This window comes from Mucilaginibacter sp. (genome assembly GCF_039207105.1).
Classification (GTDB): domain Bacteria; phylum Bacteroidota; class Bacteroidia; order Sphingobacteriales; family Sphingobacteriaceae; genus Mucilaginibacter.
Map to the genome: position 1 here is coordinate 1 of NZ_JBCECK010000169.1, position 10,005 is coordinate 10,005.

Here is a 10,005-nt window from a genome sequence, read left to right on the forward strand (position 1 = left end):
TGAAATTGTGTGCGCCAATTGCGGCGCTCACTTAGGTCACGTTTTTGAGGGCGAATATTTTACACCTAAAAACACCCGTCACTGCGTAAATTCTGTATCGATGAAATTTGTGCCGGTTGCCGACGCGAAATAATTCATACAAAACAAGGAATATCCCGGTAAGCTACCGCTTTCCGGGATATTTTGTTTTCCACAATGAGGTGATCAGCATTTTTATCACACCTCATTTCGAAATTTAAATCGACACTTAGCGGGGGCGTTATGCTATTCGTAATAATTGTCGGTGTTAAGTAAAGTAATTTATAATGTTAAATTATTGTTTTTTGCAAGTTTTTGGACGGCCGATTTTGACGGTGTTTTTTAAATAGCTGTAATCAAGTTCATTAATTTTTGATCGCTTAAAATAAATATGCAAAGTGTTAATAACTCACAGGTTTGTTAAAAACTAACACTAAAATCTTTAAAAGTCAAACATTAACTTTGTTGTATAAGGTATTCAGAAAGACAGCAGGATGTGTCCCTCATCCAAACTTAATAACTTATCTGTCAGTACGTTACATAATTAAACTTGCAATTGGTGAGATTAATTGCAAAAATAAAAAGGCTTTAAAATTTTTAAGGCCGGCTTTCGTGTCTGATGACGGTAAGTAAAGTAATAACGATATAAAAAAGGTATCTATGAAACAGGAAGAAGAAGTATTACTGAGAGAGAACAAGGACAGATTTGTAATACTGCCCATCAAGTATCCCGCCATTTGGGAGATGTATAAAAAAGCCGAAGCCAGCTTCTGGACCGCCGAAGAGATAGACCTTTCCGACGACCTGAAACATTGGGAAAATCTGAACGCGGGCGAGAAGCATTTTATATCGCACATCCTGGCATTTTTTGCCGCGAGCGATGGCATTGTGAACGAAAACCTGGCTGTAAACTTCATGAGCGAGGTTCAGTTGCCCGAGGCACGTTGCTTCTACGGCTTCCAGATCATGATGGAGAATATCCACTCAGAAACCTATGCCCTGTTAATAGATACATACGTGAAAGATCCTATTGAAAAAGACCGTCTTTTCCACGCCATCGAGACCGTACCTTGTGTAGGTAAAAAAGCCGAGTGGGCACTGCGCTGGATTAACAACGGCAACTTTGCCGAGCGTTTGGTGGCATTTGCCGCTGTGGAAGGCATTTTCTTTTCAGGTAGCTTCTGCTCTATATTCTGGCTTAAAAAGCGCGGTTTGATGCCGGGACTTACTTTCAGCAACGAGCTGATATCACGTGATGAAGGCTCACACTGCGAGTTTGCATGCTTGCTATACAAAATGCTGCAAAACAGGCTTCCGGCCGAGCAGGTAACCAAAATTATTACCGACGCGGTTGAAATTGAAAAAGAATTTGTAACAGATGCCCTGCCGGTTAACCTGATTGGCATGAACGCCAAAATGATGAGCCAGTACATTGAGTTTGTGGCCGACAGATGGCTGACCGAACTGGGTTACGAAAAGCATTATAATGCTACTAATCCTTTTGATTTCATGGAAATGATATCATTACAGGGTAAAACCAACTTCTTTGAAAAACGCGTAGGCGACTACCAAAAAAGCGGTGTGCTTAACAACACCACCGAAAGCAAGGCGTTTTCATTGGACGAGGATTTTTAGCAAGTAGTATCAAGTAGTTAGTATCAAGTATCATGACAAAAACGATGTTCATGCATTAAAAAATCTTGATACCTGATACTAAATACTTGATACTAAAAGCTCAATACTGAAAAAGAATTAACATACATTATATATACAACAAGTTTGGTTTTAAAATCGCTGCCCGATACCAAACCACTAAATACTTATCAATATGCTTGTAGTAAAAAGAGACGGTAGAAAAGAGTCGGTTAAATTCGACAAGATCACAGCACGTATTGAAAAACTGTGCTATGGGTTTAACCTGGTTGACCCCATTGATGTAGCAAAAAAGGTAATTGAAGGTTTATTTGATGGTGTAACTACCTCTGAACTGGATAACCTTGCTGCCGAAACCGCTGCATCATTAACCACAAAGCACCCTGACTATGCTTTGCTGGCTTCGCGTATAGCGGTATCAAACCTGCACAAAAACACCATTAAGTCGTTTTCAGAAACCATGCGTTTATTGCACGGCTATGTTGATCCTAAAACCGGTAAAGACGCGTCGCTTATTGCCGATGATGTTTGGGAAGTAATTGAAAAGAACTCCGAACTGCTGGACAGCACCATCATTTACGATCGCGACTTTGGCTTTGACTACTTCGGTTTCAAAACCCTTGAAAAATCATACCTGTTAAAAATTAACGGTAAAATAGCCGAGCGCCCGCAACACCTGTTTATGCGTGTATCTGTTGGTATTCACAAAGAGGATATCGAAAGCGCTATCAAAACATACCACTTAATGAGCGAGCGCTGGTTTACCCACGCTACTCCTACGCTGTTTAACGCGGGTACACCAAAACCACAAATGTCTTCATGCTTTTTATTAACCATGAAGGATGACAGCATTGATGGTATTTACGATACATTAAAACAAACTGCCAAAATATCACAAAGTGCCGGTGGTATTGGCTTAAGCATCCATAATGTAAGGGCTACAGGTTCATACATCAGCGGTACAAACGGTACCAGCAACGGTATTATCCCAATGTTGCGCGTATTTAACGATACTGCCCGTTATGTTGACCAGGGCGGCGGTAAACGTAAAGGCGCCTTCGCTATTTATTTAGAGCCTTGGCATGCAGATATATTTGAATTCTTAGATCTGCGCAAAAACCACGGTAAGGAAGAGATGCGTGCCCGCGACTTGTTTTATGCCCTTTGGGTGTCTGACCTGTTCATGGAGCGTGTGGAAGCCAATGCTGATTGGAGCCTGTTTTGCCCGCATGAAGCACCAGGCCTGGCCGATTGCTTCGGTGCCGAGTTTGTTGAACTGTATACCCGTTACGAAAAAGAAGGCCGCGCCCGTAAGGTGATTAAAGCACAGGATCTTTGGTTTGCTGTATTGGACGCCCAGGTTGAAACCGGTACACCATACCTGTTATATAAAGACGCTGCCAATAGCAAATCAAACCAGCAAAATTTAGGTACTATCAAAAGCTCAAACCTTTGTACCGAAATTATGGAGTATACCGATGCCAACGAAATTGCGGTTTGTAACCTGGCTTCGTTAGCATTACCTCGCTACGTAATTAACGGTGAGTTTGATCACCAGAAATTATATGAGGTAACTTATCAGGCTACCCTGAACCTTAACCGTATTATTGATGGTAACTACTATCCTGTTGCCGAGGCAGAATACTCTAACTTAAGGCATCGCCCTATTGGTTTAGGTGTACAAGGTTTAGCCGATACCTTTATTCAGCTGCGCATGCCGTTTGAAAGCGACGAAGCTAAACAACTGAACAAAGAAATTTTTGAAACCATTTATTTTGCAGCCATGACGGCTTCAAAAGACCTGGCTATTAAAGATGGCGCTTACGAAACCTTCCAGGGTTCACCGTTGTCAAAAGGTAAGTTCCAGTTTGATCTGTGGAATGTATCGCCTGCCAGCACCCGTTGGGATTGGGAAAACCTGCGCCTGGATGTGATGAACCACGGTGTACGTAACTCGCTGTTAGTAGCGCCAATGCCAACCGCCTCTACCTCACAAATATTGGGTAATAACGAGTGCTTTGAGCCATACACATCCAACATTTACACCCGCCGTGTATTAAGCGGTGAGTTTATTGTAGTAAATAAATACTTACTGCGCGATTTGGTTAACCTTGGCTTATGGACCCCGGCGATGAAAGATAAGATCATCACCGCTAATGGATCTATCCAGGATATTGCCGAGATACCTGCTGATATCAAAGAACTGTACAAAACAGTTTGGGAAATAAAAATGCGTAACATCATTGATATGGCTGCTGATAGGGGGGCTTACGTTTGCCAGTCGCAATCATTAAACCTGTTCATCAATGCGCCAAACGCATCTAAACTGACTTCAATGCACTTCTACGCATGGAAAAAAGGTTTAAAAACCGGTATGTACTATCTGCGCACACAAGCGGCATCACAAGCTGTTAAGTTCACGGTTGAAAACCAGGGCGGTTCAAACATGGAGCCTGTGATTCCGGAACACGTAGCACAAATTGCTGACAACGTACCAGAAGGCCCAAGCTGCTCGATGGAAGAAGGCTGCGTTACTTGTTCAGCATAATTAGTCCGGAAGTCCGCTTGGGTCGGGAAGTCCGAAAGTAAAGACAACCTTTAGTCCGGAAGTCGGAAAGTCCGTATAAGTCTGAAAGTAAAGATGATTTTAAGTCCGTAAACTGAAAAGTTTTACGGACTTTTTATTTTTTTGATGGCTTTACGCTGACCGTAGTGTTTATTATGTCTATTACTATTATCTGTAAATTTGTACCAAATAACTTCCGGACTTATGCGGACTTTCCGACTTTCGGACTAAACTACCGCTATTATCCGTAATTTTGTATCAAATAACTTCCGGACTCATGCGGACTTCCCGACTTCCGGACTAAAAAACAAAATGCATAAACACGAGATCATCCGTTGCGAACGTTGTGAGGCACCTTTTGAATGTAAAGCCAATTCATTCACCAAGTGCCAGTGCAGTACGGTGCAGCTCAGCCTTAACGAGGTGCAGTACGTAAGCGAACTGTATGAAGGATGCCTCTGCGCCAATTGCCTCCTGATTATCCAACAGGAATATAGAGTGAATATGGGGCTGGTGTAGGTGTTTGTCTGAATCACAATTTATGGGATTTTAGGATTACCGTGATTTCTTAGATAGCTTCCACACATTTCATTCCGCACGTCGTCCCGAATTTATTTCGGGACCCCACAGGATAAGTAACCGCCATATTGTACAGCATATCATATAGGGTACTGAAACAAGTTCTATATGACGATTAATCATTATCATATAGATTAATCAATACTCAGCATCACACTAATAATTCACCGAATTTGGTTATACCAAACGATGTTTCTTGTAGGTAACTTTACAAACCGTTAAAAAATTAACTGAACAAGAATATATGAATTTTAACAGACGAAATTTCATTTCAGGTACGTTAGCTTCGCTATTGATTGGAGCTACTCATAAAAATCTCCTGGCTGCCAGCCCGAAACATCATACCAAACACGATTCCTTTTTAGATATAGACGATACCCTTAACCCGCCGGGTATAAAAGTTGCCGGAATTAAAATGATTCCGGTTGTAAAGGGTAAGTATAAGGTATGGACCAAGAAAATTGGCAGTGGTGCCATCAAAGTGCTCATATTGCACGGCGGCCCAGGCTTTGGTCATGAATATCTGGAAGCGATGGAATCTTTTTTACCTCAGGCCGGTATCGAGATGTATTATTACGACCAGTTAGGCAACAATAACTCTGATGTTCCGGAAGATACCAGCCTATGGACCATCCCAAGATATGTTGAGGAGATAGAAGAGGTACGGGTTGGTCTTGGTTTAGACCATTTTATTCTTTACGGCCACTCTTTTGGTGGTGTTCTGGCTATGGAGTATGCCTTAAAATATCAGCAGCATTTACGCGGACTTGTGATTTCCAACATGGCTGCCAGTGCCGAATCTTTCTTAAAGCACTCTAATACCTTTAAAAAGTTATTAAGTCCTGATAAAGCCAAAAAGCTTGCAGAAGTGGAGGCAAAAGGAGACTATGATTCGCCTGAATATAACCAGATTATGATGGAAGATCTGTACCCTGCCATGCTTTGCCGCATCCAGCCCTGGCCAGAACCATTTACCCGCGCATTACGGCATGCTAACTATAAAATATATGAATTTATGCAGGGAAAAAGTGAGTTCCTGGTAACAGGCAACTTTAAAGGATGGGACGTTTGGAACCGCCTGCCCGAAATTAAGGTTAAAACCCTTACCATCGGTGCTAAATATGATGAAATGGACCCTGAGGATATGAAGAAAATGGCTAAGCTAATACCCAATGCAACTTCGCTCATTTGTGAAAATGGCAGTCACCTTTGCATGTACGATGACCAGCAGACTTATTTTAACGGACTCATCAAATTTTTAAAATTAGTATAATTACCTGTTTTTCAAAAAGCCCGCGATACTTGAGTGTGATCGCGGGCTTTTTATTTGCAGTATAATAAACCACAAGTATACATGGAATGATGCGTAGAGGCAGGAATCCTATTAATCCTCAAAATCCCGGTTCAAACAAATTTTGTAAATAAAAAAATCCCGGCCAAAACTGACCAGGATTTTAAATATGATTTTTCCTGTCCCCCTTTAGGGGGTTAGGGGGCTTAAGCTTTAACAGCTAATTTAGCCAACTCTTCGGCCATAGCAGCGCCAATTTCGGCTGGCGATGCAACTACGCGGATACCGCATTCGGCCATGATCTTCATTTTAGCAGCTGCAGTATCATCGGCACCGCCAACAATAGCACCAGCGTGGCCCATACGGCGGCCCGGAGGCGCAGTTTGGCCGGCAATGAAACCAACAACCGGTTTAGTGCCAAATTCTTTGATCCAGCGGGCAGCGTCGGCTTCCATGCCACCACCAATTTCGCCTATCATGATGATACCGTGAGTATCCGGGTCGTTCATTAATAATTCAACAGCTTCTTTGGTTGGGGTACCGATGATCGGGTCGCCGCCAATACCAATAGCAGTAGTGATACCTAAACCGGCTTTAACTACCTGGTCAACCGCTTCGTAAGTTAAAGTACCTGATTTTGAAACCACACCAACGTTACCTTTTTTGAAGATAAAGCCTGGCATGATACCAATTTTGCTCTCGTCGGCAGTAATAATGCCCGGGCAGTTAGGGCCAATAAGGCGCGCGTCCTTATCAGTTAAATATTCTTTTACCTCAATCATATCCTTGGTTGGGATACCTTCGGTGATACAAACAATAACCTTGATACCGGCTTCGGCAGCTTCCATAATGGCATCTGCACCAAAAGCAGGAGGTACAAAAATGATAGATACATCGGCACCAGTTTGATCAACCGCGTCTTTAACGGTGTTGAAAACCGGCCTGTCTAAATGCTGCTGACCGCCTTTGCCTGGTGTAACACCGCCAACAAGCTGTGTACCGTATGCAATCATCTGCTCAGCATGGTAAGTACCTTCTTTACCTGTGAAACCTTGTACAATAACTTTTGAATTTTTATTTACGAGAACACTCATTGGTTTTTTTCGTTTAGTACGGCAAAGCTAAAGTTATTGCCATTAAAGTCAAATTTAATTTACTGCTGTGGCAATCTTTTTACAAAGATATTTTGGCCACGTTTCATGAGCTTCAGCCACATAGTAGGCTTCATGAGGCTTTTTTACTTCATATCCGGGTCAATGATGTTGATGCCGCTTTCCTCTGCAAATTTTTTATGCATGGCAACCGGATCAACAGTTAGCACAACCTCCAGCGTGGGCGAAACAAAGGCTTCCAGCAGGTGGCCGCCATGTACTACACCGTTGCTATCGGCCAGGTTAATATGCGCATGAACCGATGGTTTGCTATTATTGAACCAAGCGATATCGCCCACCATTGAGGTAATTTCCGACTGCTCATTAATGGCTATAACCTTAAACATTTTACGGTTTTTGTCATACCAGCCCACTTTGGCGCTGGTTGCATCGCCTATAGCGGTAAAATGAGCGGTTTTAATGTTGTTTTTTAGCGCGAACTCGGTAATGCCCGACAAGATCTCATCGCCTTTGGCAAACACAAGTATATAAGTTTGAGGTGCCGAATTGATGAGTTTTGATTTAACTCCCGGCGACCTCCCCGTTTGAGCCGGCTTCACCGGCGATACATATTCCTGCTCCTGCGCGCGGGCATATTGGGTACTAATAAGCCATATGGCAGCAAATAAAGTAATTAGCCTCACGGCGCTTTTTGTAAAATTGTTTTTCATGATAAAAATGCTTTTATGGTGAACCATTTTGGTGATTAAAAGTTTAAGGTTTTGTGTGTGTATGCTAAACTTTTATATGCTATTGATGTGCGATCACGGATAGGATAATATCATGAAAAGGTATGTTCATCGACTCACCCCGACATCGCTGCGCTTGTCGACCCTCTCTTCGGCTTTGCCGGAAAGAGGGTTGGAGGATTTTTTCTTTTACCGTTTGTCTTTTATCCATCATCCATTTTCTAGCCCTCTTTCCGCCGCAGGCGAAGAGAGGGTGGTCCAGCGAAGCGTGGACCGGGTGAGTAACTAACGCTATGCAATTTTCAAGTCCATGCCTTTTCAATGACTATTATTATCCGGGTATCAAAACTACGGTTATTCAATCAGGCTGCATACGGTATTTATATCATTTTCATTAATTTAGCGTCACATACCTGTTACCTATGAAAACATACAAACACCTTATCATTACACTCATCGCATGCCTGTTCTGTATCACGGCGGCCCATGCCCAGTTTGGCGGTTTTGGAAAAAAACTGCTGGATAAAGGATCGGACATGGTATCGGGTGGTAGTTTAAGCAAGATACTGAAACAGCCCCAGGCCATTAGCACCAGTTTTAAAGATGTGGACAAAACTGGTTCCAAACCACCATCATTTATGGAGGGTAAAACACCTGAGCCATTATACCTGTTACCCAAAACACCCGAGGGAGCTTATAAACTTTGCGCCGGCTTTTACGAAATGACCAATAAAAGTTACTGCCTGCATGCCGGTACACGCGGCCCTAGCACTGGTGATGGTTATATGCTTGCACCCGTTATTGGCCCTAAGCGCGATGTGGTGATATTGATATTGAAACATGCCGAAACACACGCAGATGTTAAGCAACGCAGCATCCAGGTGTTGTTATGGGCCATTATTGCCCGTACCCGTTTTGTTGATATGGGGAATGATATTAAGCTAACTGCAACCAAATTATTATCAACCAATGAGCTGCTGATGCTGGAAGGTGGCGCTTTGGGCGTATTGCCGGCCAGCGTAATGGATAAGGCTAAAGACCAGCTACCGGCTGCCGCGCAAAGTATTTTTGAGGCCGAAAATAATATCCGCCGACTGGCAGCCTCGGGCAATGCTTCCTATGAGGATATGGAGAAATATGCCATGCTGGCCGGTTTGGCCCCGCAACCCGATCCGGAAGTACCATCGGGTATCTGGTCGCTACATCCGGATGGATATTATATCCGCTTTGTTCCGCATGGCTACCAGCGTACCACCGTACAGATCTATGTTCCGCAAGAGCTGATCAGCACCAAACCAGGATTAATTTATGATGGTCCCAATGGCATAGCCTGCCCCGCCAACGTAGGTGCCCAGCGCCTGGCCCAAACCAACGAACCCATTGATCCGGATTATACGAAGAAGCTGAAGGTGGTTTGTAATTGAGCCTCCGGCTTCTAAATGGGTTGATTTGCAGGGATAAATAGCATGGATTGCGCAATTCCCTCCCTTGGGAGGGTGTAGGGAGGGGTTTTTATCCATGAGTCTATTCGTTTAGAATAATGCATAAACCCCTCCCTGCCATTACACAAACCATCGCGCCCCTCCCAAGGGAGGGAATTGAAAATCTTGCCATTACTAATGGTCATTAATAAGGGAAAAATGAGAAAAATTTTCGTACCTTTAAAGATATAACGGCCCGTTGCTCTAAATTGAAGAGTAACGGGCCGTTGTGGTTAATACCAAAGTTCATTAAAATGCCTGTAAATTACTGGAGTGTTTGATAATCAATTATTTAAAACTTTTTAAAGCTGAAAAATATGAACTAAAACGCATCAAAACTGATAAAAAACGACAAAATATCCTCGATTTTGAGCTTTTTAGCAGCAAAAGTGATCCAATTTTGAGCTGAAAAATGTTAAAATAAAATTTTAAGAAGTTTTACAAAGAAACTCCCCCTTCAGGGGGCAGGGGGGCAAACTCTTTTTCACTTTTGGCAATTACAATGGTGGCAACCCCATTGCCAATTACATTGGTAATGGCCCGGGCTTCGGACATAAATCGGTCAACACCTAATAGT

The 10,005-nt window shown here is 42.9% G+C and carries 8 protein-coding genes; 6 read left to right on the forward strand and 2 right to left on the reverse strand.

All coding sequences use genetic code 11. The features are described 5' to 3' along the window. From AAGC65_RS22190 to AAGC65_RS22210, 5 genes are all read left to right on the forward strand, one after another. Positions 1-133, forward strand: a 133-nt coding sequence (locus tag AAGC65_RS22190) for a peptide-methionine (R)-S-oxide reductase (protein WP_343114665.1), incomplete at its 5' end; no start/stop codon positions are given. Positions 134-678: 545 nt separating this feature from the next. Continuing rightward, positions 679-1,653 (forward strand): ribonucleoside-diphosphate reductase small subunit, encoded by a 975-nt coding sequence (locus tag AAGC65_RS22195; RefSeq protein ID WP_343114658.1) that lies wholly within the window; start codon positions 679-681, stop codon positions 1,651-1,653. Between the two features lie 193 nt (positions 1,654-1,846). Then, positions 1,847-4,219, forward strand: a complete 2,373-nt coding sequence (locus tag AAGC65_RS22200; protein ID WP_343114659.1) for a ribonucleoside-diphosphate reductase subunit alpha — start codon at positions 1,847-1,849, stop codon at positions 4,217-4,219. Positions 4,220-4,549: 330 nt separating this feature from the next. After that, positions 4,550-4,756, forward strand: coding sequence for a cysteine-rich CWC family protein (locus AAGC65_RS22205; protein ID WP_343114660.1), 207 nt, complete (start codon positions 4,550-4,552; stop codon positions 4,754-4,756). Between the two features lie 304 nt (positions 4,757-5,060). Further along, the gene (locus AAGC65_RS22210; RefSeq protein ID WP_343114661.1) at positions 5,061-6,089 is read left to right on the forward strand and encodes a proline iminopeptidase-family hydrolase; all 1,029 of its coding nucleotides are present in this window, start codon (positions 5,061-5,063) and stop codon (positions 6,087-6,089) included. Between the two features lie 224 nt (positions 6,090-6,313). On the opposite strand, the gene sucD is transcribed toward AAGC65_RS22210, so the two are convergent. Then, on the reverse strand, positions 6,314-7,201 hold the full coding sequence (gene sucD / locus AAGC65_RS22215; protein ID WP_343114662.1) for a succinate--CoA ligase subunit alpha: 888 nt from the start codon (positions 7,199-7,201) through the stop codon (positions 6,314-6,316). A gap of 143 nt (positions 7,202-7,344) precedes the next feature. Continuing rightward, positions 7,345-7,929 carry a PPC domain-containing DNA-binding protein gene (locus AAGC65_RS22220; RefSeq protein WP_343114663.1) on the reverse strand — a complete coding sequence of 195 codons (585 nt, stop codon included), beginning with the start codon at positions 7,927-7,929 and terminating at the stop codon, positions 7,345-7,347. Between the two features lie 440 nt (positions 7,930-8,369). Here AAGC65_RS22220 and AAGC65_RS22225 point away from each other — a divergent pair, with 440 nt between their 5' ends. Beyond that, complete coding sequence (locus AAGC65_RS22225; RefSeq protein WP_343114664.1) at positions 8,370-9,371, forward strand: hypothetical protein; 1,002 nt, start codon at positions 8,370-8,372, stop codon at positions 9,369-9,371. The last annotated feature ends 634 nt before the right edge of the window (positions 9,372-10,005 follow it).